This window comes from Spiroplasma endosymbiont of Polydrusus formosus, assembly GCF_964263245.1.
Classification (GTDB): Bacteria; Bacillota_I; Bacilli_A; order Mycoplasmatales; family Mycoplasmataceae; genus Spiroplasma.
This window is the reverse complement of the sequence record NZ_OZ181656.1, coordinates 288,627-315,162: the sequence shown is the minus strand read 5'-3', so window position 1 is coordinate 315,162 and position 26,536 is coordinate 288,627. Positions and strand designations below refer to the sequence as shown.

Here is a 26,536-nt window from a genome sequence, read left to right as displayed (position 1 = left end):
CAAATATTTATGATTTAGGAGTTAATATTGCAGAAACAAAATAACAACAAACAAAAGGGAACTATGATTTTTTAAAAAACTAATGAAAATTTATATGCTTGAAAATAACATTAATAAATAACATTAATCAAGAAGACTATATTTATCAAGAAACAATTAAATTAATTATTAAACAATTAGATCAGTATCAAATTATTAATTGCTTTTATGAAATAAATAATGATAATGAAATATCATTTAGTTAATTAAACAAAACAATTCCATCATATGATTTTTATTTAACTTATATTGGTAATAGTGATTTGATTCAACACTAATTCGGCGTAGTAATATTATTTTAATAATGATTAGTAAAAACGATGTTAATAATCAATATTTAATTAATTAAATTTTTAATATTGACGATATTAAATTAAAATTACAATTTGATCTAATTATGTTAGAATAATTAACATTTGCTTATAATAAATTAAATTTAAATCAAAAAAAGCAATAGAAAAAGCTTTAAATTATCAAGATATTTTTTTATTACAAGGACCACCTGACACTGGTAATACCCGAATTTATTACTGAATTAAGTTTATCAATATGCCAAAAAGATGGGAAAAAGGTTTTAATTTCATCGTAAAATAATACCGCAATTGATAATTTTTTGACAATATTGTATAAAATGCCATTGCTAATTTAGTTGCGTTTAACATGAGAAGAAGTTCGAAAAAAAATCTGTTTTTATGATTTTAATCCGGATAAGTTAATTTTTAATAGTTATCGCTTTATTTGTTAACATTTGTTAAGACAATATTTAACAAAATTAAATAGAATTGAGTATGATTATAATAATCAAAAATATGAATTACAAAAGTTAAAAGAAAATGTGAAAATGTTAGATAAATAAATTATTGATTATAATTAATATATGCAAAAGATAAACACCTTAATTGTTGAACGAAAAACAGTAATTAATCAGAAATTGAAATATCAAACTGATAATCGTAAATTAGCTGTTGATATTAACAATATTCAAAATGTACTAGCCTTCTTAGATAATTTGAATTGATAAGGAATGATTATATCAATGCCAGCTCTTGTTAAATTATTTAATAATAATTTTGATAAATTATTATAATAAAAACTTGATTTCCAATTTGATGAATCGTATTCGTTAACTAAAACATATAAAGATTATTATCAACCCCAGCTAATAATAAGTTATTTAAAGAGAAATAATTATAATTAGAAAGATTAAAACAAGTTAGCAAAGAATTACTAGATAATGATTGAATTGAAAAATTATATGAAATGCAAAATAAAATTTTATAATTAAAAATCAACTTGTATTAAAACAGGAAAATGTTGCTGTGCAAAAATAACAAGTAGTATTTAAAAATAGTCTTTTGCAATTATTAAAACAATATTAAGAAAAAATTAAGGTTAATCAACAAAATATTAATGTCAGTGATTAAAATAAATATAATCAATAAATTTATGACTTATAACCTGAAACAGGAATGTTAAATAATAAAATTAGTACTTTAAATATTGAAGTTAAAAATATTGTTGATAGTATTAATACCATTTTTAATTTAAATTTATTAGTAAAAGATATTATCGGTACAATTAATGAAATTTATAAAGCAATTAATAACATTAAACATAATTTGAATTTAATGGTCAATGAAAAAGATACAAAATTTAATTTTATAAATAATATGATTACTTTTTTAAACAAAAATTATAAAATCGGTGATTTTTTAACCCAAGAAAATATTAAAAATAATTATTTTACCGCAGCAACTGAACGTGACACAATTAATTATGCAAACCAATTTTTACAAAATAGTGTCAATGTTGTTGCAATTATGATAACTTCAAATCAATCGTATGCTCAAAGTAAAAATAAAATTTTATGTGATTATAACATTGATGACATTGATATTAAAAAGTTTGGCTTTGATGTTGTTATTATTGATGAGGTAAGTAAATTAACACCAATGGAAATTTTTATGACTTTAGTATATGATAAAGCTATTATTTTAGTTGGTGATTATCGCTAATTACCGCCACTTATTCTGTGCCAGGAAGAAGATGTTATTTTAATTAATGAAATGTATCAGGATAATTATAATTATAATGATTTTTTAGAATTATTAACTAATTCATTGTTTAAAAAATTATTTCAAAATGTGATGAATCAGTAAAAGAAATTTTAGTTGATCAATATCGTAGTTATGAAAATATTATGCGTATTGTAAATGTATTTTATGAAAATTAACTATAACTAGAGGGTAAGGAGATAATCAAAATAATGAAAAAACAACATTATATTACTGTTAAAAATGAAGATGGATTAAAAATTTTTTATAGCAATAAAGCAATTGAGCGTGTAAAATATTGTTCACAAAAATAATATGTTTACTGATGATACAACATTTACGGCAATTAGTACTAAGAAATAAAAAATTAACTATAATAAAATAGTGATCAAAATATTTATCAAATTAATAATTTATTTAATAATGTTTATGAAAAAAAGAAGTTATTTTATCATTAACAACATTTAAAGATATTAAAATTAATGTTTTCAATGATCATCAATTACAACAAGTTATTGAGGATAATGTTAATTTAAAAACAAAAATTTTAGATTATTTTTTAACTGATATGACAAAAACTTTAACTAATAACTTTAATTTAAATATTCTCAAAATTATATAAAATTTATTATAGATTGATTATCAACAAGATCCGAGTTATGTTACTTCAACATTAGTTAATCCAATAATAATAGTTATTAATTTTGTGAATGTTGATCCTTAAGCAGTTTTAATTAATAAATATTATTATGATAATATTAGTTATATTATTTTTGTGAATGTTTAATAAGAAAACACTGTGTATGATAGCAGTAGCCCGATTCCAATCCTTTATTTAAGTAAAACAACGTTACCAATTAATGATAATTTTTTAACGTTGTTTATTAATAATAAAAATTAAACAGAACTTTATGGATTGCAAGCAACAGAACTTATTACGTTAAATCATAAAATTATTACATCTCAAAAGTTTTTACCGAAGTATAATTAACTTTTATTTAATAAGATTTTATGGAGGTTAAGAGATTTAATAAATAATAATGAAACAGCCTTTGATGATTTTTTAAAAAATTATTACCGAGCATTATTTTAATAATAAAATTAATGTTTTATATCAATATGAACAAATTTTAGATAATTTCAACTTAAAATCAAATTATAGTACAAAGATACATGCAGCGTTAATTGCGGTGATGAAACATGAAGAAATGTTGCAAAAAAATATTATTAAAACTTATAAAGTACTAACTAATAATAATTTATTATCAAATAAAGACGTTTTAAATATGTTGCAATAACTTTATCATAAAGATAATTTTTCATTAATTCAGTTGCTATCATTAACTAATATGACGAATTCAACAATTATTGAAAAAATTTTAAATCAAAATCTTTTTGGAATTTTAAATAAATTTCTTTTTACAATTAATAATGATAATTTTCATCGTGAATTATTTGAAATAATAAACTATGTAACATTAAAAAAAATAATAAATTATTAGTTAATTTATATGGTTATGCTGAAGACTATATTAAATATTCTAAGGAAATGCCTAATTGTAAAGTTAAGTGCAACTAAATTATTTTTCTAACCAAATATTCGATTGGTGAAAGATAATTTAGTATTTTTCTTGGTCTATGGTTTAAAGACAATATAAATTTATGAACTGCATTTTTCGTGGTATTTGAAAAATTAAATTTTTTAGGAAATTTTTCTCTAATTAACCCATTAGTATTTTCATTAGTACCTCTTTGTCAGGGTGAATATGCATTAGCAAAATAAATTTTCACATTTAAATTTTTTTCAAGTTGTTGTCAATTAGCAAATTCTTTACCTCTATCAAATGTTATAGTTTTAACAAGATTATTTGGAAGAATTGATAAATAATGGCTAATGTTTTCGTTAATAACTTTAGTAGTTCTATTTTCAACTAACATTGCTAAAGTAAATCTTGATGTTCTTTCAACTAAAGTTATTAAACATGATTTACTTTTACCTCGCGATGATACTATAGTATCACCCTCTCAATGGCCAACAGTTATGCGATTATTAACATTAACATTTCGTTCTTTAATTGATTTACCATTAAATTTACCGCGATTTTCTTGAGATTTTCGTTTCTTACCTTTTCTTCTTAAATTTTTATTAGTAACCTTTTCAAGTAATCCAGAATAAATTCAATTGTAAATTGTTTTAAAACTAATAATTCATTATTTATGAAAATTTTTAATTCTTCCATAAATTTGTTCAGGCGATCAACCTAATAATAATTTTTGTTGTACATATTTTACTAATTCTCTATTTTTAAACTTATGAAAATAAACATGTGATTGTTTTCTATTTTCTGCTTTATTTTGTGCAATTAATGAAAAATAATGATTATTATCTTTATTTCTATTAACTTCTTGAATAATAGTACTAATACTTCGATTAAGATTTTTAGCTATTTCACTAATTTTTAATTTAAATTTCAATTGATTCTCAATATAAATTCTTTCATCTATGCCAAGATGTTTATATCCCATATAAAAAACTCCTTGCTTTAATTTTTATAAAATAAACTTAGCATCATGAAATTTTTATATGAAATTTTTTGCAATTTTATTTACTTGCACTTACAAGTATAATTTAGCAAATAAAAAAAACGCGAAACAAGTTGATTACAACTTCATTGACAAGAAATTTGGATAAAGTTACGATTATTAAAGATCAGTGTAAAAATATTAATCATGTTAACCAATTAATAATTCAACTGCTTTATTCGCTATCGCAGTTATAAGTAAAATATAAAGAAATTAATTTTAAAAATATTTTTAATTCTGAAAGTAAGTTCCAATAATATATTAATATATGTGCTTTTGATAAGAATAAATATAAACAACTTATGGAATTTTATCACGAATTAGTATTATATTTATATTGTTATAAAGCCCACAATTAACAAAATGATAATAAAAATCAGAAATGAATTAAGGAAATTGCAATAGTTAGTTATAATAGTTGTTAAAATAATTAGTATGAATATTGAACAAGTAATGTATAATTACCAAAAAAATTAAATGCTTAAGTTTAAATTTTTATTTTGGTAGTAAGAAAAAATTAAGGTTTTATAAAAATTATAAATAACATAATAAAAATAAAATTAATTAATTAATTATTAGAGCAATTTTTTATTTTTAATTAATCGTTAGATAGTATCTTTCACACTTAATAAAATATGTTTTTTCTGAAAAATTCCATCCTTTCTTTTATTAAAAATTTTTAAGTAGTTGTTTTACTTATTTATTAGTTAATTATTAAATATATTACTAAAAAATACATTTAATAAACAAATAATTAAAAAAAGATAATGAGATAAAAAATAATAAAGATACTATCCAATCAATAATGCAACTCTTAAACTTAATATTTTAATGCTTAAAGATTGATAACTCATCTATGACACGAAGCTTTAAATAAAGTGTGAAAGCGAATGGATTTTACTCCTATTTATTTCTTTAATTCTCAGCAAGATTAATCCCTCGCGAAATGTCATAGCGCGGGGTTTTTTTATCTTGTTTTCATTAAAAGAGTGCTATTAAATCAAAAAACAACATCGGACACTAAAAAAAACAAGAGGGTTGAAACTTTCAAAAGGTTATTTTCTTTATATAAAGTTGTCTAAGGATGGATTAAGCGTAATTAATAACTGGGTAAATTTTTACTCATGTGATGGATAAAACTCTGTCTAAATATAAAGTTTTAATATCATCATCATTCACCACCGAAGCGAGGTGGATGGCTAATTAAGCTAATTAAATCAAAATATAAATATTATTACTAAATATCAAAATATTAATCAACAAATGTATTTTATGTTTATTTAAAAAAATAAAAATAAAGGAGGAAAATATTATGGAAAAATATAAAAGTAAATATATCAATAAAACTTGAAATGAAATAACAACTTAATTTGGTTGAGTTAATTGTGAACCTGTTAATTATTGTATTTCCTATTATAAAAATCATTATGATTTGCAATGTTTATAATTAGCAAAAATATACTTAAATTTATTTAAAAAAAATTTAGATGTTATTAATTATAATATGCAACATTACAAAATTAATGATATTTTAGATTTAGCAACAGAAGGTTGAAAAATATTACAAATTAATAAAAAAATAAAACAAATAAATTAAAATATATTATTACAATTTACCCTTCTGAAATTGACCAAATTGATATTATTATTTATAATGTTTTGCAAAATAAAATAATTAATAACATTACTTTTAATTCTAAAGATGAATAATAAGCAATAAATAATATCTATTTAATATTAAATGAATTTAAAAAGCAAACTTGTTCTTATTTTAATAAAGTTCTTGTAATAATTGAAGGTTGTCAACTTCATAGGGGATTAAAAATAAAAAAAACCCATTATTTATCCCTAAATTCATTGGTGGTGTAAAAGTTTTATACAAATATCGATTTAATTTAAAATATGTTTTACAATCACCAATTGTTAAGAAAAATTATAGCTATAAAGGAAGTGTTAAAATGACAGAACACAAACACGACGCTTAAAAACATTTACAATATTTTTTAGCAAAGGGAGTTGAAAAAAATGGTACAAACAAAAAGTAATTTGTCAAAAAAAAGTAACAAAAAAACATAAAATAAAAAATAAAAGAATTAATAAATTAGAACTAACTGTTAGATTACATGAAAATCCAATTAAAACCAAAATTAAAGCGCTGGTTGTTGGTGATGTTGAAGTTTGATGATTGTTCAGCAAAATGTCAGTAAAATGGATTAAATTATTCAACATTATCAATATATAATCCAGTAACTGTATTTGAGTTTTTGAAATTTAAAAAAGATGATGAGGTAAAAATTAAAGGATCAGTATTTAATCAGTTAAATTTAAAAACTAAACGATATTTTTTATCTTTTCGAGTCGATAGTTTTGAAATTATAAAAAAGGCGATTAGAAAAAGAACAAATACAAATATTAAAAAATAGGAGAAAAAATAATGGTATTAAAAATGTAAAATATGTTTTTATAAATGAAAATAATGAGATTATTAAAAATGAAGATAATAGTTTAGATATTAAAATTGCTGAAATTATTTTAGAAAATACTACCGAAGTTGAAGAATTTAATGCAAGTAATTTAGAAAATAGTAATCAACAAATCAAATAACTAAAGACAAAAACAATTAATTAATTTCACAATTATAACAACAAACGCTACAATTAAAACAAATTGAAGTAATTGACTTTATTAATTATTTAACTGATAATGAAGAATTTAAAAATGTTTTATTAAAATCTTATGACATTACTGATGATATTGAAGTTATTAAAACACAATTGCAAAGTGTTTATGATTAACTAATTAAAGTCCAAACCGTTAATACTGGTGGCGTACCAAAAGTAGAAAACAAAGAAAACAATATTTTAGATACAGACAATGTATTTAATAAATAGAAAGAAGGAAATAAATTATGGCACAACACCCACAAAGAATTTTTGGTGATATTGCTAATAAAGCAACACAAAAAGAGTGTGAATCATTTAATCAATGATATTTACAAACTTATCAACAAAAATTTAGTTGATAAGTTTTATTTGCGTGAAAAGAAGCCAATAAATTTGGGTTTAACATACAAGAAAAATAAAAATATTAAATATAATGAAGGTTTAGGAGCAAACAGACAAATATTTAATACCGATGATAATTTATTGAAATATTAAAAAGTTGAATTTTAAGATGGAATTGTTGAATTAAATACCATTTTAACTTTTGCTCGTAAATTATATCCTGTAAAAAGTAATTTTAATCCTAATCTTTGAGAGGATGATATTGAACAAGCAATGGATACCAAAGTTGCCTATAAACGTAACAAAATTTTAAATATTATTAGCAAAGGAACAGTTACAACTATTCAAGGACAAAAAGAAGATGATAGAAATGCTTTAAAAATTCATGATGAAATTATATGGATAAAATATATAAAAATGGCTTTACCCCATCAGAAACAGTTGTCTTAGGTTCAGCTGATTTTATTCTTGGCATTCCGCGTGATAAATTACAACTACAATTTGGGGCAAATGACCAAATAAATAGTTTAATAACAACAAGTGGGGCAATGAAAAATATTGAAAGAACAACATATTATATTATTCCAACTATATGGTTCATAAAAAATTACCAATTATTAATAAAGATGGTTCAGAGGGAACAATTAATTTATTGCCAGAAGGTGTTAATGCAATTGCCTTTAAATTTAGCAAAAAATATGATCCGCTTATTTTACGCAAAAAAGACCATCTTTATTAATAATTGGTGCTACGGCATTAGGGACTGGAATGGTAATACTTTGATTATGGAAAGAATTTTAGAATTTTATATTTAGATGGTGCTGTAACTGAACCAAAAATAATTATTAAACATACATATGCAAAAATTGATATTAGTAAAATTGTACCATTTATCTCGGTTAACTTGTCCTTTTGTATATGTTTTTTCTAAATTAAAACTTTTTGGTACAGGAATACCCATTGCTGTATTTTTATATAATTCACCATTAACCTTTGCTTTTAATCAGGATTGTTAACAAATTACTTTTAAATAAGCAGGTGTTAACCCTAAATAGGCTCTTCGACCTAAAACCATAAACATTTTATCAGTTGGCAAACCAAAATATAGATTACTAATTTGATTTGTTAATTCAATCAAAGTTTCATTTAATGTAAAGAATGCTTTATTTGCATCATAGGCATTTTCTGCTGTATAATTTACGAAATGGAATTACTTCATATTGACCATTTGCTAAACAATAATCATAAATAGTTTGAATTAATTCACATTCTAAATTAACAAATTTATTCTGCACAACACCAGAAATATCGTCAACAATAACACCATTTTAATATTTTGTTCTATCATTGCTAAATCAAATGATTCATTCATTAATTTTAAATTAAATTTTTTATCAATCAGAACTGTAATTCTTGTTAATCCCATAGTTTTGAGTTGCTCCACCATTTGGTAATGCATAATCATCTTGTCACACCACATAATGGTTTAAATTATATAATACTTGTCCTGCATTAGGTAATCAAACAACTTGCTCTGCTGTTGCTCTGTTGTATATTGTATAATACTTGCTGCATATTCATTATATAAAAGTCCACGCAATAAAGCAATAACTATATCAACATAGGCTTTTTTGCTCTGTTGTATTACCTTGTAATGTAAAAGGTACTTATGACAACAAATTAATTTGTTGTCATAATATTTTTAACTCCCTTATTATCTAAGGTTTTTAAGTGTATAATCAGTTATTTTTTAATTTATTCCGGAGTATATGCTCCCTTTTTAATAGTTTCAATTTCATCACTTTTATTTTCAACCAAATTTTCAATAATATCTTTAATAAAATCAGTTGGTGAAACTGATGGTTGTTCTTGCACAAACAAATCAGTTTTTAATTATTTTAAAGTTTGCATTTTTTCAGTTAAATAATTACCACTAACTTTATCTAAATTAGTTTTAATATATCTAATTTTATTAGATGGAACATCTTAAAAAGCTTTTAATTCATCTAATTAATTAGATAATTCAATAAAGTCTTCTTTTGATATAACATCTTCGCGGTTTTGTACACTTTCTCTAATTTGCTTTGCTTAATTATTAAACTGATTTAAGATATTTTCTGCTATTTCTTCACTCAAACCTTATTCGATTAATTGTTCTTTTGTAAGTGCCATTTTATAAACTCCTCTTTTTTTATCCTTGTTCGATTAACAAGTCGGCGTAAACTCTTTTTTACGGAAAAAGATTAAACCTATTACTTCATTATATACTATTATTTTACTAATACAACACTTTATGTATTATTATTTATATATATATATATATATATATATATATAAATATTATTATAAATTAACAAACTTAATATAATTTATTGCTAATTTGCCCTTTAAAACGTGTAATAATAGGTATTTAACAAGATAAAATTATTAAAATAATTCCTAATTTTGCTTGTATATATATACATATATATATATAATGCAGGTAGATCTTGATAAAAAGTTTCAAGATAAAAAAAGGAGAAAAACAAGTATGAAAAAGTTAATTGGTTTATTAATCATATTAACTATTAGTGGAGCTGCTGTACCAACAACAATTGCCTCTAGTCATTATCAAAAACAAGAAACTATAAAAAATAGCGAAATTGATTATCAACAAACAAATAATTTAGAAACTTTAAATAGAGATAAAAGACAAAATAATAGTGAAACTATTATTAATTTGAATAAAACTACTGTTGATTTTAATCCTGATGGCGGGTTGCTCGATTTATCAGTTAATTTATTAGGAAATTTTATTTTACATTTTACGAATTTGCTGATATTAATGTAACAAATTATACAAATATTAAAAATTGAAATGAATTTACTAAAAAATTTAATTTTATTCGTTTTAATGGGTCTACTAATATAACATTTAGTCGTAAAGATGGTGTTGGTGGAATTGCTGGATTTGTATTAACTCCAAAAGATATTAATATTTCTTCACTTAGTTAATTAAGGCATGATTATAATTATAGAGAATTACCACCATTGCAATTTAGTAATGGCAGGGGATTTAGTAGTTATGAAGCGCAAAGATCAGACGAACTCCCATTTAATAAAAATTCAGAAAAATTATTTAGTGAAACACTACCTAATAAACTAGCTTTTAGTAAAATAAGTGTTTATATTTCTGCTATTAAACTTATTCCAAGTAATAATGGTAATAATTTATTTTTACGTTTAGTTTATAAAGTTATATATACACATTTTGCTACAACAGATGGAATAAATATAAATGGGTATTTAACAACGGAAGTATAACATTGTTTAAAAAATAAAATTTAATAAATTTATAAATTGTATGGAACTAAATAATTATTTATTACCATTTTTAATTAAATTAACAAAATATAAAATAATAGAATTATAAAAATGAAAAAGTTATTAAGTATTATTGGCGCAATATCATTAACAAGTACAAGTACAATAATTTTAGTTGCTTGTAATACATCGCAAAAATATAGCCCCGAAGAATTAGCAAAATTAAAAGAAGAAAATAAAATAAATACAAAAAATCAAGAAATTAAAGACAATTTAGAATGAATAGCACCACAAGAAAAACCATTTAATAAAGTTGATGATAAATGATATTATGTTGTATGAAAAAGTAAAAATTGAAATATTACCAAGTTTAAAAATGATATTTTAGTGGATAGATTACATACAAATAGAGAACTTAATGGTAAAAATGAAGATGAAGAGTATAAACTAAATTTAGAATGATATCAACAAAATGATATAATTAACGCACTTTTTATCCGTTCTAAAAGTGTTGTTTCGCCATGAATTAGTAATAAATATCGTTTTAAATCAGTTTATCGTTGAAATTTAGATACTAAGGAGCCTGATTTAATTTTAGATGAAAACAGTAATATAAAAGTTGAGGGTGAATAGAAAAAAGATATTTAATGATAGTATCAATTAAATATCTTTTTTATTTTTATCTTGGTTTAAATGCAATCTTAATGGGATTATCACTTTTATTTCTAATACCTAAAATAGAATTATTAACATCTAAAATAATTGACTTTTTATTACCTCAAAACCATCTAGTATTATATATAATTGCTGTTGATAAATTAATAAGGTATGTTTTTTAAAATATAATTTTTAATTTCATATAATTAGTATAATATGCTTGTAAATATGTTTCTCTAATTTTGTCATTGTCTTTATTTTTTCATTTTGTTATTTGTGTTGAAAAATATACTTTATACTTAATATCTGGTGCTTTATATTTATTAAAATAAATCTTATCATCAAATCCCCGTCAGTATAAGCAGTAATAAATGTTTAAACATCATTTATAGGTATTTCTTTCGTATCCTTTATTTGTAAAAAAGTATTTGGTAAATTAACTTTATCATTTTGTGAATAACCATCTTTTTGTAACGACAAATCTAATAATGAAAACAATAAATTATTACAATTTTTAACTCCACCATATAAATCAATATTTCTATTAGAAATAAAATCTTCTATATCTGGTTGTCCACATTATACTTGTATATTATTAAGATTACTTATTTCTATTGTTTTATAAGAACTAATAAATTTATTTATATTTTGAATTGTTGGGTCAATTTGTTTTAAGTTAATTTCTATTTCACAATAAGCAGAATTAAATTAATCAGAAAATAAATTCATTGGATAATTATCTGTTTGTGAACATTTTATTTGTGAATTAATTTTAAGTTTTTAATGGCTGGACTGTATTAGCCGGCTCAGATATCTTTTGTATAATCTGGATAATTATATGATAATGGTGGGATAAAAAACATATTGTGGATAATTAAAGGTTGGTATTTCATAGTCGTGTGGTAATAAGAAACTAGTTTTATAATTAATTGTCATATCGCGTAAATAACTATTTAATGTACTTTTTGTTTTTTCACGAAAATTTCATACCAATAATCTTAAATAACCTTCTTCATTATTAGTATATGGGTTATAAGCACAAAAGATAATTTTGAAATTATCTTTATATAATGCTTGTATTTAAAACATATCAATAATATAACTACAATTTGTTCCATCAGGTGTTTGTAATAATTCACAATCATTATCTTTTTCACTACGACCAACTGGTATTTGAGCATTTACCACTTTTGGTTAGTTAATTAATTAAATAAACTCGGTTTTTTTTGTTTAATTGTTTTAAATTATATGTTTAATAAACTATATTATTTGTTGGTTTACCATCATTAGTTAAAACAGTACCTACTAATTTATTGATTAATAAAGTTGTAAAATTTAAGCTAGTGACATTTGCTCCAAAAATAACACCAACTTTATCATATTACTTTGTTCTCTAAATATTTCAAATGGTAAATAACCTTTATTTTTCACATTATCACCTCAAAACGCATCATTATAAAAACTATAAATATTAGCACTCATAAAAAACCCATTTAATCATTGAAAATTAGGTCAAGTTTTTTAATCTTGATTAATTAATCAACCCCAAGGAATACCAAATGAAATAAATTTTAAGAATTTACCAACTCCACCGGTTATTGTAAAAGGATTAAATACTAATTTTTGATTATAGTTTAAAGGTAATGCAGTTATTTGACGGTTAATAAAATTATTCATATTTAAAATATCCCAAACATTACATGCACCCATTTTATTATATTCAATTTGAACTTGATCAACCGTATTATCAAATTCATCTTTTCTTCTAAAATACAATGATGCTTGAGTACCAATAATATTGTTAACTATACCCGTTTGTTTTTATTTTGTTTGGTGGTGTTATTTTTCAATCTTTTGATCAATAAAATTTAGAATCCTTATCTTCTGTATGAATAGTTGTGCCAACAGTGGGATTTGTTGCTGTTGAATTTGTTTTATCAGTTATAACAATAATTTAACTATTTTTTTGATTTAAAAAATCATATTTACTATCCATATCTGTTTTTCAATCTTTATAACCAGTTATCATAATTAGTTGAATCCCTTGAATGTTATATAAACTTACTTTGGGTGAAACATAAATATTTACTTTGTTGGGTGGACAAGGATACATGTTATACATTAATAAATCACGATAATTCATTACTTTTGGATTAAATTGACCTTTAATAATTGGTCGATCAATAACTGGCATATCAAAAAAGATCGGATTACCATAAAATTTAACCGTCATTGATCTAAACACCAGGGTCTTTAAATAAAACCTCATCTAATTAAACAATGCCTTTATTTATTTTTTCATTATAAGTTATTTTAGAAAAACAATAACCTTCCCCGGGGCGCCTGATGTTTTAATAAATTTTTATAACAGATAAACTACTATTAACTAATTTTGTTATTAATACTTGAAAAAGTAATTTCTTTGTCATAAAAAAACTACCATCATAAGGTTAATAATAATTAATAATAACATTTGATATATATAATCATTGTCTATTCTTGGGGGTGCATAATTAATATCACCACCACCAATATTTAAACCACAGTCATTAAATACAAGTATAAAAATTATAATAATCATTATTAATATTTAATTTACTTGCATCTTCATCTAAACTTAATAAAGTGTATTGTTTTTCGGTTGATCGCTTGGTAAATACTTGTTCAAATTTAGCTTATCTAAATTGAATTGAACTTTTATCATCAATCACATAAGCATCCTATATATTTATCAATATTAACCTCTTTTGTATAAAAATTATCAGCTTTATTATCATTATTCATAAAATAACTTAATTTATATTTATTTAAGTATTATAACATTTCTATTAATATCATAAATGTTTTCACCATCAATTAATTTTCAATAAACATTGCTATTTGTTCATCTTTTAATTTTATAACAAAAAGTATCTTGTTATTTGATCATAATTGAGTTAAACTGGTTGATTTTTAAAATCAACCATAGTTAAGATATTAATTTCTTCACCTTTATATTTTTGTGCTATTTTTAAACTATCTTGTCATTAAACAATCGTACTTTCCATATTATCAAATATTTGTGAATAACTACCGTAATTACTTAGTTTAGCGTTATTAGGTTTTCAACCTGTTTCAATATCAAGGACATATTAACTATAAACATTAAAAGGAAATACCATTAAATGTCTATTATCTTTTATGTTTTCTCTTATATCTATTAAAGTATCGTTGCCTGTTTTCTTAATTATTCGATAACCTCTGTGGGTTAATTATACTAATTTTTTAATTCTCCTCAACTTCTGCTCTACCTTGTAAAGCATTTTGATTATTACCAATTTAATCATATTACATTAATTTATTATTATGTTCGATCTCTTTGGCTTGCATTTTATCTTGTCATGCCTCTATTTTTTCAAAATATTTTGTTGCTTCTAATTCATCGATATTGTCATATTCAGTTATGGCTCTTATTGGTTCCATTTTACCATTATCTAATATAGCAGTAATTAATTCATTTTATCACATTTGGTCAACTAAACTAGCACTAATAAATCAAAACCATAAGGACGTTCGCCTGTGCCATCTCATAAACCATAATATTTTAAAACAGTATCAAACATTTTAGTATAACATTGCTTACGGTATGCTTGTAAATAGGCTTGTTTTTCTAAGTCTTTTGTTTTTAAGTTAATAATGATTGGGTTTTATTTTGATCACCATCTGATTTATCGTCAAATGGACTAGAAAAATGACATGATAAATATACTTTGTTCAATAATAGATTTTTGGTATTAGGTATATGTTTATAATTTTGGTGTATATTGTTACTACTTATAAATATTGTGATGATGTCTCATCTGATGCCATTTGACTTGATTGAATAAAAATATCATCAAAAATATTTTGATATACTTTTTTATTTCCCATATTATAGGTAGCAAGTAAACTATCATCTAATTGATCATATCAATGCGTGTACGATATGCTCATCTTTCTTTCAACTTAATATCAAAAATATCTTATAAATTAAATTGTAATTTATAAAAATTTGCCATGGTAGATAATGGATTTAAAGTAGTTAAAGTTAATAAAAATAAAGGATTAGATTCATTTATCGTTTCTCAGAAAGAAACTATACCTAATTTATTTTTAAATTCTTGGACTAAAACAGGTCTAACATAATCTTTAATTTGTGTTTTACTTTGTCCAACAACTACCTCGTTATTTTTGGGTCAACATTAATAACTATTTTATCTTTGGTACAAATTAAATTTAAAATAAAATCATTATCTGATTTATGATAATTTAATAAAATATCATCATCTTGTTCAATTTCATTTATTTTACTTACGCATGATATGAAGTTAAAATGGTTGATTCATAAATCAATATTTCCATCACTATTTTCTAATAAACCAAAAATAGTTTTACCCATTAAACTTGCTGTTAATTCATTTTTATCTAATTTTTTTATTTTATAAGTTTCATATCATCAATTTAATTTTTCTAAAATGTCTTTATGATGGAGACTTAAATAAAATATCTTTACCATTTATTAATCGCGTTTGATGGCGAGCAATAATATTTGCTAAATTAATTGTTAAATCATAATTATAAAATTTTAAAACACTATTAATATCATTTAAGTTTTATAAAATAAGGAAAGTATTATTCATGGTTATTTTGCTCCTTTAATTTTAAGATAAGTGCATAATTAATAATATTTACTATTAATAAATTTGACTCATTTACTAAAACTTAAACATACACTTTAACTTTTTGATATTTCTTAATATATTCGTTATATAAAGTTAATTTACATATTGCGATATTATCTTTTTCTAATTATTGACAAAGTTTTTTTTAACTTGTCCGCAAACAGATATATATGGTCTTTTGCATTTATTACACGCTCATCATGTATTACATAAATATCTTTTTTTAATTAATTAAGTTATTTACTCCCTTTGTTGTTATAATTTATAATCTGTTGAACTATTATGTTTAACCATTGATATTAATTCAAAATGTAAAGTATAAAAATAACTATCAAATATATCACCATATAAGTCTAGCGTTTTTTCTTCTCTGGCATTTGGTTTATCTTATCATTTAATTAATTCATATTGTGTTTTACTTACAGAACATTTTTCTCATAATAATTTTAATTGGTTTTTATTTATCAACATTGTAAATGCTTCAATACGATATCTTATTTTAAATTTCTGTTTTTGTGATGGGTTAAATGTCATATATTGCCCAAAAAAATAATTATATTTTTCTCTATTTAAACTTTGTAACGTTGAATAAGTACTATCATATACATTTAGACTAATACTACCCTGCTGTATTTAAATTAAAGTATTGATTTAATTTATTATTATAAAACTATAAAATATCTTTTACTTGTTCTAATTCAGTTTTAAATTGATGTGTAGCATTTGAATGAGTATATTCTGCTATTTTATATGCTTTTTTATCAAATGAATTATATAATCAAAAAATTGCTGATGTTGTATATTTTTTTTGGATTATTAGCATTAGCAATATCAACACCACCCAATAATTTCGTTGGTTGAATAATATCGGTTACTTGCATAATATAAATATGTCTTGCAAAGATTGATCAACTAGTGTTTGTCTCTGGCAATTCTCAACTCCACACTTTTGTTCTTTCAATATTCAATTGTTACAATCTTAATCGATCATTAACTTTATCTTGTGGTAATTAATAATTAAGTTTTCAACTAGAATAATGAATAATAATTTTCATATTTTATTTTTTAATATATTTAATTTTTTCATATTTACTATGCATTATTTCTTCATTAAAAGATAATAATTCATTACAATAACCAACAATATATCGTTTTAAACTTTCAGGATTACATGTATTAATTGTTATTTTATTTTGATAACCACTAATAGCAAACTTTAAATAACTTACATCTTTTATTTTAAATTGGTCACATTATTCCTTTCAATCAATAACTAATTTATATTTATTCAAATTAGCAAAGGTTTTTAATTTTTCTTTCCGACTTTGTCGGATGTAAAATTTTACAATATATTTTGCTATCATTCGATAAAGTAAAAGTAAAATTTGATAAATTAATACTATAATGTATATTATTTTCATCTAACATATTTCATATATTTTTAAACATACTATATTTTAAATCTTTACTCTAATACACACTAGCAATTATACAAATCGGTTCTTTAATTAATAAACTAATTTTTAATAATTCAACAAAACATTTTAATATTTGAAATAGTCTTACCGCTATATCCTGTCCCAATTTGATTAATTTCATTAACTAATTAATATTTTTTAATAAATGCGATATTTATTACCAATATTACTATTTTGTAATAATCAATAAGGAGTTTCTAATAAATAAGCAAAATGATTAAGTATTATTATCACTTTTTTAATATCTCTAATACTTGTTTGTAAATTAATAATTATTGGTTGTTGATTATTTAATTTTAATTATTTTTCAAGTTCTTTTTCTTGTAGTGAATACTTATTATCAAGTAAAGTAACTATCTTCTCGCTCGCGTAAATATCATATCTTCACTTTTTTGCCCTCCCGAGAAAGATTTAATTTATTGGTTAAATCATTCAAAGTATAGGAGATATTATTAGGTTTTATCACGTCAAAACTGCTCTATTTTACGCTCAAATGTTCGTAAATTTGCTGTTTTTGGATTAAATTCTTTCATTTTTTACTTTTTTTGTATATTAAAATTACTATTATTTAATGAATATGATTAAATAAAAGAGTAAACTATACATAAAAATATATCAAAAAACCATCGCGGTTATTTTTTGTTATTTATATTTTACATCAAAACTAAAAAAAATAAAGAAATTTACTTTTTATTTTAGTATACAGACATAAAAAGATACAAATTCGATACTTGTTACATTATAATAATATATCTTTAAAGTTATTTGTCAATACCTTTTAAAAAAAATTCGTTTATAAATGAATTTAAATAAAAGAAATGGAAATACAAATATATGCAAAATTATACACATGTAAAATTTGATGAACGAAGATTTTTAAATGATTTATTGTTATCTGATGCTTTTAAAAAGAAAAATGGTGCGATTAATTTATCAGAAATAGCAAGACAAATGGACCCGCGAGATTAATACTGTTTAAAGAAGGAAATTAAGCGATTTAAAAATATACAAGATTATAAGCCATTAGATGCTCTCACAAATATTATAAACAAAAGCGTAAAAAATCTATTAAAAAATACCTGAATTTACAAAAAAGCAGTTAGTATTTATTAAATCTTGTTTTAATAAATACCACGATACATTCGAACAATTGATTTATCGTTATTTTATAGAATTTGGTGTTAAATTTCCTGCTTGTGTTAAAATTTTATATAAATTAATTCTCTTAGGAAAATTATAATTAATAAAGAAAATTTGCTTCATCGTGGTAAAAAATATAAAACAAAACAAAAACCTGATAATAGTGGAAAATTAATTAATTTTAAATCAATTTGAGATATTGAAAATAAAGTTTCTAGTTTTGGTTGATTTTAAATGGATACTGTTGTGGGAAAAACCATCATTATAGTTGTTTAGTATTGGTTGAACAAAATAGTAAAAATTATTTTGCAATGAAATTAGAAAAAAATAATTCAAGTGAAGTTTTAAAAAAAATTGAACATATAGTTATAATTAATGGTTTAGTTGGAAAAATTAAAGGGATAATAACAGATAGAGGAAAAGAATTTAGTAAGTTTGAAGAAATGGAAAAGATTACTGATTATAATATTTATTTTTGTGATCCTGGTAAACCACAACAAAAACAATTAATTGAGTATATTAATTTTGAACTTAGAGAATTATTTCCTAAGAAAACTGATTTTAATAATGTTATGCAACAAGAAATAGATTGAGTAGTTGATGTTATAAATGAAAAATTAAGGCCTATTTTGAATTTAAAAACATCAAAACAAGTATTTTTAAATAATTTTAAATAAGTTTATTTGAAAAATTTAATAAATTATTTTTCAGTGTACTTAAATATACTTAAAATATAATAAATTTACAAATATTTTATTTTTTAAAAAATAGTTGCATTTATTTTTAAGAGTGTTGTTATAAATCTAACAAGAGATAAAAATTTGGAACTTGTATCTACACGATGCAACGTATAATTTAAAATTGCAAGATATTTATGAAACGATGGAGGAATGAACTTTAAAATAAATTTATCAATTGATTAAATTTTCAAATAGTATTAAGGAACATTTAAAATTACCGTTTAAAAAAATATTAAATCCTTATCAATATAAGGATAATGTTTAACTATTATAAGAAATTAATTATGAAAAATTATCAACAATTGAAGAATAATTTTAAAACGGTTATTGAGCAAAATCGTTCAATTGAAAAGTTAATAAAATTGTTTACAAAGCGTTTACCAGATTATCAGGGTTAAATATTCGAAAAAAAAACGAACAAAACCAAAAGGAATATTTTTTTGTTGGACCAACCCAACCGGAGTTGGGAAAACGTAATTAGCAAAAGCGTTGGCGAAGTTTTTATTTGGGAATGAAAAATATTGTATTCGTTTTGATATGTCGTAATGTAATCAAGAAGCGAATGATCAAAAATTAATTGGGCCCCACCGGGTTATGTTGGTTATGAAGAAGAGGTTAATTAACCAATGTTATTAAAGAGAAGCCCTTTAGTGTTTTATTATTTGATGAAATCGAAAAAGCACATCCGTGAATTTTAAATAAATTTTTACAAATTTTAGCAAATGGACGCTTAACGAACAATAAAAGTCAAACGGTTGCTTTCTCTGATTCATTTATTGTTATGACCTCTAATATTGGAGCAAGTGGAATTGATGATAATTTACCATTTTTGGAAATTAAAAAGAAATTTATTCAAAAAAGTATCCGATCATTTTCGAATTTAATTTAAACAACCAGAATTATTAGGTTGAATTGGAAATAATATTATTCCTTTTAATTTTATTAAAGATACTAATTTTAAAGCGAAATTAATTACCCAAAAATTACAACCAATTAAGACGGCAGTTAAAGAAAAATATAAAGTTGACCTGAAATTTGGTAATTTACCAGATATTTTACCGATTATTATTCAAGATACAGATGATAAAAAAGTGGCGTGATTTATTAAATAATATTGAAAAACATCTTGTTGATGGTTTAAGTATCTTTATTTTTACCAATCAAAATAAATTTAAACCTGGACGACCTAGACAAACAATTTTAGTACAAGCAAATGGTTCACATATTGTGAATATTGTTTGAAATAAAAGATGAATAATTTAATTAATTTTAATCATTTTGTTTCATTTACCACCATCAAAGGTCCCGACAAACGTTTTGCTTTATGAATACAAGGATGTATTATTAATTGTAAAATATGAATTAATCAAGAAATGATCCCGTTAATTAATCGGAATGTAATGGAGGTTAAAACCCCTTTTTGAAGCCATTATAGACGATAACGAGCACTTTCAAATTTATAAGAGAATTTTACAACAAAACTTTTTGTGATTAAATGTTGCTGTTTTTCCAGTGAAATAATAGTTATTGGTCGTTTAAAAAGAGACCAATATTATTATCATAATATTTTTTAATATTATAATTAAGTAAAGATTATAAAAATAATTCACAATTATTTAGTAGTAGCATTGTTGTTTTTCTCCTTCAATAATTTAATTATCAAAAAAGATAATTTGTTCCTTACAAATTAGGTGTAAAAATGAAAAAAATTAAATTACTAGCAACCGATATTATTAATAAAGAATTTAAAGTTGATTATCAAGGTTATGATCCAAATGATGTTGATATGTTTTTAAATATGATTGCCACTGATTATTGAATTTTTGAGTACATTACAAATGATTTTAATAAAGAAATCAAATATTTGCGTCAACAATTAAATGAGTTTGCAAGATGAATGATGTGTTACGCGCTCAACTTGATGAAACAAAAGTACAAAAGCGGCGCTTAGAAGAAGAAGAAGAAGAAGAAGAAGAAGAAGTATTCAAAGACGGATTTAATTAAACGAATTCATAATTTAGAGGGTAAAATAAATAACAATTAGATTTGTTTAATTAAGAGCGAAGATATAGTATAATTATTATGAGTTATGACAGAGCTAGTTGCTATTAACAAAATGTTAATAGAGGAAACTCCACGCTCGCACAGTCTGTGATGATTGTAGTGTTTGTGCTAATTTAATTCATAAAATTAGGAATAAGGGTAACTTATGACGGCTGAAAAAAATCCTACGTTATTATTTAATAATATGGAGTTTTTTCTATAAAAGTGCCACAGAAACGAGTTTTTAAAGAAATTTAAAAAATGGAACGGGTAAACCCCACAAGCGAGAAACCTAAATTTTGGTAAGGGAATTTCTTGTTTTTAAGCAGAAGAAACAAGATGATTAATTTAATGATTGATAGATAAATAACTAGTATTTTATTTTAAGAAAATAAAAACAGAACGTGGGTTATGATGTTGTAACTTTATTAATAAAAATAGATATTAATCTATTTTTATTTTTATTTAAATTAGTTATAATTTATTTTTATAAAAATAAATTATTTAACTTGACCCATATTTAAAAAATAATTTATAATTTTTATAAATAAGAAAGGAAAAAATAATGAAAAAAAATACTAACAGTAATTTAACAGTGCAAAATGATAAGATTTGAGCACGAATTAAAAAATCAGTTTTTCATAAAGAATTATATAATCAAAGTTTAATTACTTTTAAAATTGCGACTTCTGCTATTTTTTTAGCAGTGGCGGTTGGGTTAAGCTTATTAGAAGTTTTTAATGTGCCAACTCCTTGGGGAGCAACTTTTAGGTTACGTTTTTTTGATACTTTAGTAATTATTTATTCAATTTCAATTGTTGGGTTAGGATTTGCTTTACTAGAAGGAGTATCCTTACCATGAATTCATAACTTAATTGATGGGTATCATACCTGAATTGAAATGGCGTTTTTTATGATTTCTAATATTTTAGTTGTGTTTATAACATGATTTGTTTATTATATTTTATTCAATGCTTACGCAAAAATTACGGTGCCAGAAAATGTGACAGACCATAATATTCATGAGTATCATCATGTTAAAAAAGCTCATAATCATCATCATAAAATTAGTAACATTAATTTCGTAAAAAAATTTTTAGCATTTATTATTATTATTCCAATATGTGCTTTAATTGAAGCAATTTCATTTATAATAATTGTTGTAAAAATTTTAGTAAATATAGGTAATACTGATGTTGGTCAATATCATGGCCATGATATTGACGGAATGGCTTCGATTTTTGAATCATGACAGCATACTTTAATTTTTATCGGAATTTTCTTTGGAATTTTTACCGGGAAATATATTGTTAATACTACTTTATTTTTATTATTAGAAAGACGAACAAGACAGCTGGCTGACCGCTATGGAATATATGTATAAAACCTTTTTTAAAATTTTAAAAAAGGTTTTTTTGATATAATTCATTGCTACGAGATAAAATATTATGATCGCATTTTTTAAGAATAAGGTGAGGTTATGAGGAAAATCAAAGAGTTAATTGATATTAACAAAATTGAGAAGAATTTACATTACAATGAGTTACATTAAAAAACCAAACTAATAAGCAAGAAACACCATTAGAAATGATTAAGCGAATTTAAGCACCGTGAATGCATTAAGTTGTTTTTTAAAATCAAAATTTTAAAAAACCAGTTTCTCAATCAAAGATAATTTTTGAATTTTCTAGTTTATGATAAAATAGCTTTTGTTTTTTATCTTTTGTCTGATTTAATAAATCTTTATGTTTTTCACAAGTTAATAAAACTTTATTTGATAAAAATTATTTTACAATAAATGATATTGATAATTGTTACAAATCAATATCACATATCGTTTGTTGCTTATTAATTTTCATTATCTTCTTCTTTTCTTGATATTAAGTTTTTTATAGCAAAATTAATTAACTGAAACAAAGAAAGAACAACACCTTAAATTAGGAGAAAAACAGGTACACTTTGTAAAGATTTTTAAGATATTTAATAAATGTATAATACAACTTAAATGGGGTATCAAAAAGTTATTATAGTTTTTATGTAAATATTTAAGATACTGTCCTTTCTCTGAATCAATTAATAATTTTGGTTTTACAAATAAAAAAAACAATTTTAATAAAAGGTTTATTATTCTTATTTAATCTATAATTTTTTCAAAACCCTTTTTCATGCGACCATTATTGTTATGGAAGATTATTGTGGGCATGGTAAAACTGCACTTTTGTTTGAATACCTTGGTTTTTTGTTGATTATGAAGGTTAAGAAAAGATTATTGATGATTTATATAAAACAACAACTTATTTCAAATAGCTTTATCCTCTAAATAAACCAATTGTAATATTTGGTCATTCAATGGGTTGTTCTTTGATGGTTCGCTATTATGCAATAAAATATGGAACAAATATTTAAGATTTAGTTATTTGCGGAACAGCGCATTATTCAAAATGATTGTTAAAATATTGGGTTCGAATGGCTAAAATTGGATAAAAATTGAAGGGACAAAAATCAAAAGATAATTTTATTTATAAATTCTCTTATGCACTACTAAACGCTCGTTATAAAAACGAAGGGAATTAGGCAGCGAATGTGTGTGAGATTATCAACAGATAAAAACAGCACAAGAAGCTTTTGCAAATGATCCATTAACCGGACAAGTTTTTAAAAAAAGCGCTTTTAAAGATATGTTTACAGGATTATTATTTATTACAAATAAAAATAATATTAAAAATACCACCGATACATTACCGTTTGTTATTTATTTGCTGGGGCGGATTATTAGGTTGGAAAATATGGAAAAATGGTTATGAAAACTACTGATTTATATAAAAAATATGGGAAAAAAGTTAAAGTAAAATTATATCCAAATGATTGCCGTGAAATTTTAAATTAGATAATTTAAAAAGAAATTTGTAAATTGTAAAAAAGTTTGATGTTAAATTTCCAGCATATGGATTAACAACCATTTTTAGGACACTTTTATATGGACTGTTATTTTTTTCTAAATTCAACATGTGTTAAATAATTTAAACTACTGTTAATTCGAATATTGTTATATCAATGCACAAAGTTAAATAATTTGTATTTTAATTTGGTTAAATTTATAAATTTTTGTTCCTTGACAAATTATTTTTTAAAACTTTTGTAAATTGTTTCAGCCCCAGCATTATCATAAAGACAGCCTTTATTGCTTAATGATTGTTTGATGTTAAAAATATTTAAGGTATTATCAATGATTTTATTTTTAAATTCATTGCCCCAGTCAGTATGAAATAACGTAATTTGTTTTAATGGTCTTGTAATTGAATAGAAGGCTTCTTGCACTAGTTATACTATTTTATTTGTCTCGATATTATAGCCAATTATTTCACGATTAAATAAGTTAATTAACAAACAAAAATAATGTCATTTAGCACCACCTTGAACATATGTTAAATCACTAACAACAAAACTTCATTGGTTTTTGTGGTTATTATTAATATTATTAAATTCACAGTTTAAAACGTTGCTAATTTGGTCGTTATTAACCACCAACTTATGATTACAATATTTTAATTTGGTATATTTAGATACTAACTAATTTTTAATCATAATTTGGGTGAATTTTTCTTCGCGATAAGATAATATCTTGTAAAATTAAAAAAGCTTTAATTTTACAAGATCCATAAATTTTGCGATTATCATTGGATGCACTGATGACTTTTTGTTCATAATTATTAACATCAACCATAGCCGTATTTATTAATTTGATAGTAATATGTTGATTTTGCTATCTTTAATTTTGATCCTATTTGACCAATTTTTCGCATGGAATATTTTTCTTTATTATTGTTAATAATTTCTATTTTTTGCTAATTATCAGCACTACTTGCTTTAAAGGGTTGTTTTTCATTATAATTGGATTAATTCTTTTTGCAAGGCAATCAGTTAATTTTTTTCAACAGTGTGATTATCTTTTGCTTTAAAAAATCCAGAATTATGAAATTTTTCAATTAACTGATATATAGTTGATTTTGACACCTTATATTATTTAAAAATTTCAAGAATGTTTTGCTATTTTGATAAAGTAAAACAATTTGTTTTTTAAATTCATCGGTATATAAATTTCTTCCTATTTTTATATTTTTACTTTCTTCATAATTATATTTTATTTGAAAGTCCACATAAATATGGTTCAACTTCTTGTAACCTATTCAATATAAAAAAACTTTATATAAATTAATTTATTTAAATTTATTAGTGTTAAATAAACAAAATTTACGACATCACGGTAAAAATTACAAAAGAAAAGGAAAATATGATAATCATAGTAAATTAGATGATAAATTTAAGTTAATACGAGATATTAAAAATAAAAAAATTATGTTGGATTTTTAAAAATGGATGCGGCGGTTAGTAAAGATCATCAATCTAGTTGTTTAGTATTAATTGAACAAAATAGTAAAAATTATTTTGCAATGAAATTAGAAAAAAATAATTCAAGTGAAGTTTTAAAAAACTTGAACATATGGTTATAATTAATGGTTTAGTTGAGAAAATTAAAGGAATAATAACAGATATAGAAAAATAATTTAGTAAGTTTGAAGAAATGTAAAATATTACTGATGCTAATGTTTATTTTTGTAATTCTGGTAAAACACAACAAAAAACATTAATTGAGCATATAAATAGCGAGTTTAGACATTTATTAAAAAAGGAAACATATTTTAATAATGTTACTCAACAAAAAATAGACTGAATATTTAATGTTATAAATGATAAACTTCGATCGTGTTTAAATTGAAGAACTTCAAAAGAGGT

General features: G+C 22.7%; 34 protein-coding genes, 1 other RNA gene and 4 pseudogenes. 20 read left to right on the top strand and 19 right to left on the bottom strand.

The features are described 5' to 3' along the window. Positions 1–98 precede the first annotated feature (98 nt). From ACE38S_RS01610 to ACE38S_RS01595, 4 genes are all read left to right on the top strand, one after another. On the top strand, positions 99–245 hold the full coding sequence (locus tag ACE38S_RS01610; RefSeq protein ID WP_374696082.1) for a hypothetical protein: 147 nt from the start codon (positions 99–101) through the stop codon (positions 243–245). A 671-nt stretch (positions 246–916) separates the two neighbouring features. After that, complete coding sequence (locus ACE38S_RS01605; RefSeq protein ID WP_374696081.1) at positions 917–1,060, top strand: hypothetical protein; 144 nt, start codon at positions 917–919, stop codon at positions 1,058–1,060. Positions 1,061–1,508: 448 nt separating this feature from the next. Beyond that, the gene (locus ACE38S_RS01600) at positions 1,509–2,054 is read left to right on the top strand and encodes a hypothetical protein (RefSeq protein WP_374696080.1); all 546 of its coding nucleotides are present in this window, start codon (positions 1,509–1,511) and stop codon (positions 2,052–2,054) included. 1,388 nt (positions 2,055–3,442) lie between these two features. Further along, a complete protein-coding gene (locus ACE38S_RS01595; RefSeq protein WP_374696079.1) occupies positions 3,443–3,595 on the top strand; it encodes a hypothetical protein in 153 nt (50 codons plus the stop codon). 73 nt (positions 3,596–3,668) lie between these two features. Here ACE38S_RS01595 and ACE38S_RS01590 read toward each other — a convergent pair whose 3' ends face one another. Together ACE38S_RS01590 and ACE38S_RS01585 are read right to left on the bottom strand one after the other, a co-directional pair. Beyond that, positions 3,669–4,283 carry an IS30 family transposase gene (locus ACE38S_RS01590; RefSeq protein WP_374697106.1) on the bottom strand — a complete coding sequence of 205 codons (615 nt, stop codon included), beginning with the start codon at positions 4,281–4,283 and terminating at the stop codon, positions 3,669–3,671. A gap of 21 nt (positions 4,284–4,304) precedes the next feature. Then, complete coding sequence (locus ACE38S_RS01585; RefSeq protein ID WP_374696078.1) at positions 4,305–4,619, bottom strand: transposase; 315 nt, start codon at positions 4,617–4,619, stop codon at positions 4,305–4,307. 3,335 nt (positions 4,620–7,954) lie between these two features. Here ACE38S_RS01585 and ACE38S_RS01580 point away from each other — a divergent pair. Together ACE38S_RS01580 and ACE38S_RS01575 are read left to right on the top strand one after the other, a co-directional pair. Then, positions 7,955–8,131 (top strand): hypothetical protein, encoded by a 177-nt coding sequence (locus ACE38S_RS01580; RefSeq protein WP_374696077.1) that lies wholly within the window; start codon positions 7,955–7,957, stop codon positions 8,129–8,131. Continuing rightward, positions 8,080–8,496, top strand: coding sequence for a hypothetical protein (locus ACE38S_RS01575; protein WP_374696076.1), 417 nt, complete (start codon positions 8,080–8,082; stop codon positions 8,494–8,496). Before ACE38S_RS01580 ends, ACE38S_RS01575 begins: the two co-directional genes overlap by 52 nt. Before the next feature lie 197 nt (positions 8,497–8,693). Here ACE38S_RS01575 and ACE38S_RS01570 read toward each other — a convergent pair whose 3' ends face one another. Next, on the bottom strand, positions 8,694–8,819 hold the full coding sequence (locus ACE38S_RS01570; RefSeq protein WP_374696075.1) for a hypothetical protein: 126 nt from the start codon (positions 8,817–8,819) through the stop codon (positions 8,694–8,696). Positions 8,820–8,951: 132 nt separating this feature from the next. Then, positions 8,952–9,107 (bottom strand): hypothetical protein, encoded by a 156-nt coding sequence (locus ACE38S_RS01565; RefSeq protein WP_374696074.1) that lies wholly within the window; start codon positions 9,105–9,107, stop codon positions 8,952–8,954. 1,104 nt (positions 9,108–10,211) lie between these two features. On the opposite strand from ACE38S_RS01565, the gene ACE38S_RS01560 reads away from it, so the two are divergent. The 3 genes from ACE38S_RS01560 (at position 10,212) to ACE38S_RS01550 (ending at position 11,617) form a co-directional block, all read left to right on the top strand. Beyond that, positions 10,212–10,511: a hypothetical protein gene (locus tag ACE38S_RS01560; protein ID WP_374696073.1), complete on the top strand. Its 300-nt coding sequence runs from the start codon at positions 10,212–10,214 to the stop codon at positions 10,509–10,511. 200 nt (positions 10,512–10,711) lie between these two features. Beyond that, entirely contained in the window at positions 10,712–10,984 is a 273-nt protein-coding gene (locus tag ACE38S_RS01555) for a hypothetical protein (RefSeq protein WP_374696072.1), read from the top strand. 111 nt (positions 10,985–11,095) lie between these two features. After that, positions 11,096–11,617, top strand: a complete 522-nt coding sequence (locus ACE38S_RS01550; RefSeq protein ID WP_374696071.1) for a lipoprotein — start codon at positions 11,096–11,098, stop codon at positions 11,615–11,617. Between the two features lie 858 nt (positions 11,618–12,475). Here ACE38S_RS01550 and ACE38S_RS01545 read toward each other — a convergent pair. The 6 genes from ACE38S_RS01545 to ACE38S_RS01520 form a co-directional block, all read right to left on the bottom strand. Continuing rightward, on the bottom strand, positions 12,476–12,634 hold the full coding sequence (locus ACE38S_RS01545) for a hypothetical protein (RefSeq protein WP_374696070.1): 159 nt from the start codon (positions 12,632–12,634) through the stop codon (positions 12,476–12,478). A 342-nt stretch (positions 12,635–12,976) separates the two neighbouring features. Then, entirely contained in the window at positions 12,977–13,123 is a 147-nt protein-coding gene (locus tag ACE38S_RS01540) for a hypothetical protein (RefSeq protein WP_374696069.1), read from the bottom strand. A 39-nt stretch (positions 13,124–13,162) separates the two neighbouring features. Then, positions 13,163–13,417, bottom strand: coding sequence for a hypothetical protein (locus tag ACE38S_RS01535; RefSeq protein WP_374696068.1), 255 nt, complete (start codon positions 13,415–13,417; stop codon positions 13,163–13,165). A gap of 178 nt (positions 13,418–13,595) precedes the next feature. Then, on the bottom strand, positions 13,596–13,886 hold the full coding sequence (locus ACE38S_RS01530) for a hypothetical protein (RefSeq protein ID WP_374696067.1): 291 nt from the start codon (positions 13,884–13,886) through the stop codon (positions 13,596–13,598). Positions 13,887–14,968: 1,082 nt separating this feature from the next. Next, positions 14,969–15,103, bottom strand: coding sequence for a hypothetical protein (locus ACE38S_RS01525; protein ID WP_374696066.1), 135 nt, complete (start codon positions 15,101–15,103; stop codon positions 14,969–14,971). A gap of 351 nt (positions 15,104–15,454) precedes the next feature. Continuing rightward, positions 15,455–15,613 carry a hypothetical protein gene (locus ACE38S_RS01520; RefSeq protein ID WP_374696065.1) on the bottom strand — a complete coding sequence of 53 codons (159 nt, stop codon included), beginning with the start codon at positions 15,611–15,613 and terminating at the stop codon, positions 15,455–15,457. A 63-nt stretch (positions 15,614–15,676) separates the two neighbouring features. On the opposite strand from ACE38S_RS01520, the gene ACE38S_RS01515 reads away from it, so the two are divergent. After that, positions 15,677–15,805: a hypothetical protein gene (locus ACE38S_RS01515; RefSeq protein WP_374696064.1), complete on the top strand. Its 129-nt coding sequence runs from the start codon at positions 15,677–15,679 to the stop codon at positions 15,803–15,805. A gap of 31 nt (positions 15,806–15,836) precedes the next feature. Here ACE38S_RS01515 and ACE38S_RS01510 read toward each other — a convergent pair whose 3' ends face one another. The 5 genes from ACE38S_RS01510 to ACE38S_RS01490 all read right to left on the bottom strand — a co-directional run bounded on the left by ACE38S_RS01510 (position 15,837) and on the right by ACE38S_RS01490 (position 18,285). Then, a complete protein-coding gene (locus tag ACE38S_RS01510) occupies positions 15,837–16,175 on the bottom strand; it encodes a hypothetical protein (protein WP_374696063.1) in 339 nt (112 codons plus the stop codon). Positions 16,176–16,728: 553 nt separating this feature from the next. Continuing rightward, on the bottom strand, positions 16,729–16,875 hold the full coding sequence (locus ACE38S_RS01505) for a hypothetical protein (RefSeq protein ID WP_374696062.1): 147 nt from the start codon (positions 16,873–16,875) through the stop codon (positions 16,729–16,731). A gap of 236 nt (positions 16,876–17,111) precedes the next feature. Further along, the gene (locus ACE38S_RS01500; protein WP_374696061.1) at positions 17,112–17,309 is read right to left on the bottom strand and encodes a hypothetical protein; all 198 of its coding nucleotides are present in this window, start codon (positions 17,307–17,309) and stop codon (positions 17,112–17,114) included. Between the two features lie 325 nt (positions 17,310–17,634). Then, the gene (locus ACE38S_RS01495) at positions 17,635–17,790 is read right to left on the bottom strand and encodes a hypothetical protein (RefSeq protein ID WP_374696060.1); all 156 of its coding nucleotides are present in this window, start codon (positions 17,788–17,790) and stop codon (positions 17,635–17,637) included. Between the two features lie 366 nt (positions 17,791–18,156). Continuing rightward, on the bottom strand, positions 18,157–18,285 hold the full coding sequence (locus ACE38S_RS01490; protein WP_374696059.1) for a hypothetical protein: 129 nt from the start codon (positions 18,283–18,285) through the stop codon (positions 18,157–18,159). Between the two features lie 368 nt (positions 18,286–18,653). Between ACE38S_RS01490 and ACE38S_RS01485 the strand changes: the two are divergent. The 8 genes and pseudogenes from ACE38S_RS01485 (at position 18,654) to ACE38S_RS01450 (ending at position 24,591) form a co-directional block, all read left to right on the top strand. Then, positions 18,654–19,636: pseudogene (locus ACE38S_RS01485) on the top strand (IS30 family transposase). Between the two features lie 682 nt (positions 19,637–20,318). After that, positions 20,319–20,474, top strand: a pseudogene (locus ACE38S_RS01480) (AAA family ATPase); the annotation flags it as partial. Positions 20,475–20,779: 305 nt separating this feature from the next. Continuing rightward, positions 20,780–20,962: a hypothetical protein gene (locus tag ACE38S_RS01475; RefSeq protein ID WP_374696058.1), complete on the top strand. Its 183-nt coding sequence runs from the start codon at positions 20,780–20,782 to the stop codon at positions 20,960–20,962. Next, the gene (locus ACE38S_RS01470; protein WP_374696057.1) at positions 20,950–21,141 is read left to right on the top strand and encodes a hypothetical protein; all 192 of its coding nucleotides are present in this window, start codon (positions 20,950–20,952) and stop codon (positions 21,139–21,141) included. The genes ACE38S_RS01475 and ACE38S_RS01470 overlap by 13 nt, the downstream gene beginning before the upstream one ends. A gap of 257 nt (positions 21,142–21,398) precedes the next feature. Further along, positions 21,399–21,503, top strand: a pseudogene (locus ACE38S_RS01465) (DivIVA domain-containing protein); the annotation flags it as partial. Between the two features lie 286 nt (positions 21,504–21,789). Continuing rightward, positions 21,790–22,159, top strand: an RNA gene (gene rnpB, locus ACE38S_RS01460) — RNase P RNA component class B. Between the two features lie 148 nt (positions 22,160–22,307). Beyond that, on the top strand, positions 22,308–23,126 hold the full coding sequence (locus tag ACE38S_RS01455) for a hypothetical protein (protein ID WP_374696056.1): 819 nt from the start codon (positions 22,308–22,310) through the stop codon (positions 23,124–23,126). A 1,201-nt stretch (positions 23,127–24,327) separates the two neighbouring features. Further along, the gene (locus tag ACE38S_RS01450) at positions 24,328–24,591 is read left to right on the top strand and encodes a hypothetical protein (protein ID WP_374696055.1); all 264 of its coding nucleotides are present in this window, start codon (positions 24,328–24,330) and stop codon (positions 24,589–24,591) included. Positions 24,592–24,727: 136 nt separating this feature from the next. Here ACE38S_RS01450 and ACE38S_RS01445 read toward each other — a convergent pair. The 4 genes and pseudogenes from ACE38S_RS01445 to ACE38S_RS01430 form a co-directional block, all read right to left on the bottom strand. Next, a pseudogene (locus ACE38S_RS01445) lies at positions 24,728–24,850 on the bottom strand (IS3 family transposase); the annotation flags it as partial. A 12-nt stretch (positions 24,851–24,862) separates the two neighbouring features. Beyond that, positions 24,863–25,060: a hypothetical protein gene (locus ACE38S_RS01440; RefSeq protein ID WP_374696054.1), complete on the bottom strand. Its 198-nt coding sequence runs from the start codon at positions 25,058–25,060 to the stop codon at positions 24,863–24,865. A 3-nt stretch (positions 25,061–25,063) separates the two neighbouring features. Continuing rightward, positions 25,064–25,267: a hypothetical protein gene (locus ACE38S_RS01435; protein ID WP_374696053.1), complete on the bottom strand. Its 204-nt coding sequence runs from the start codon at positions 25,265–25,267 to the stop codon at positions 25,064–25,066. Positions 25,268–25,319: 52 nt separating this feature from the next. Then, entirely contained in the window at positions 25,320–25,466 is a 147-nt protein-coding gene (locus ACE38S_RS01430) for a hypothetical protein (RefSeq protein ID WP_374696052.1), read from the bottom strand. A gap of 509 nt (positions 25,467–25,975) precedes the next feature. On the opposite strand from ACE38S_RS01430, the gene ACE38S_RS01425 reads away from it, so the two are divergent. Together ACE38S_RS01425 and ACE38S_RS01420 are read left to right on the top strand one after the other, a co-directional pair. Next, complete coding sequence (locus ACE38S_RS01425) at positions 25,976–26,113, top strand: hypothetical protein (protein ID WP_374696051.1); 138 nt, start codon at positions 25,976–25,978, stop codon at positions 26,111–26,113. Between the two features lie 2 nt (positions 26,114–26,115). Further along, positions 26,116–26,253: a hypothetical protein gene (locus ACE38S_RS01420; RefSeq protein ID WP_374696050.1), complete on the top strand. Its 138-nt coding sequence runs from the start codon at positions 26,116–26,118 to the stop codon at positions 26,251–26,253. The last annotated feature ends 283 nt before the right edge of the window (positions 26,254–26,536 follow it).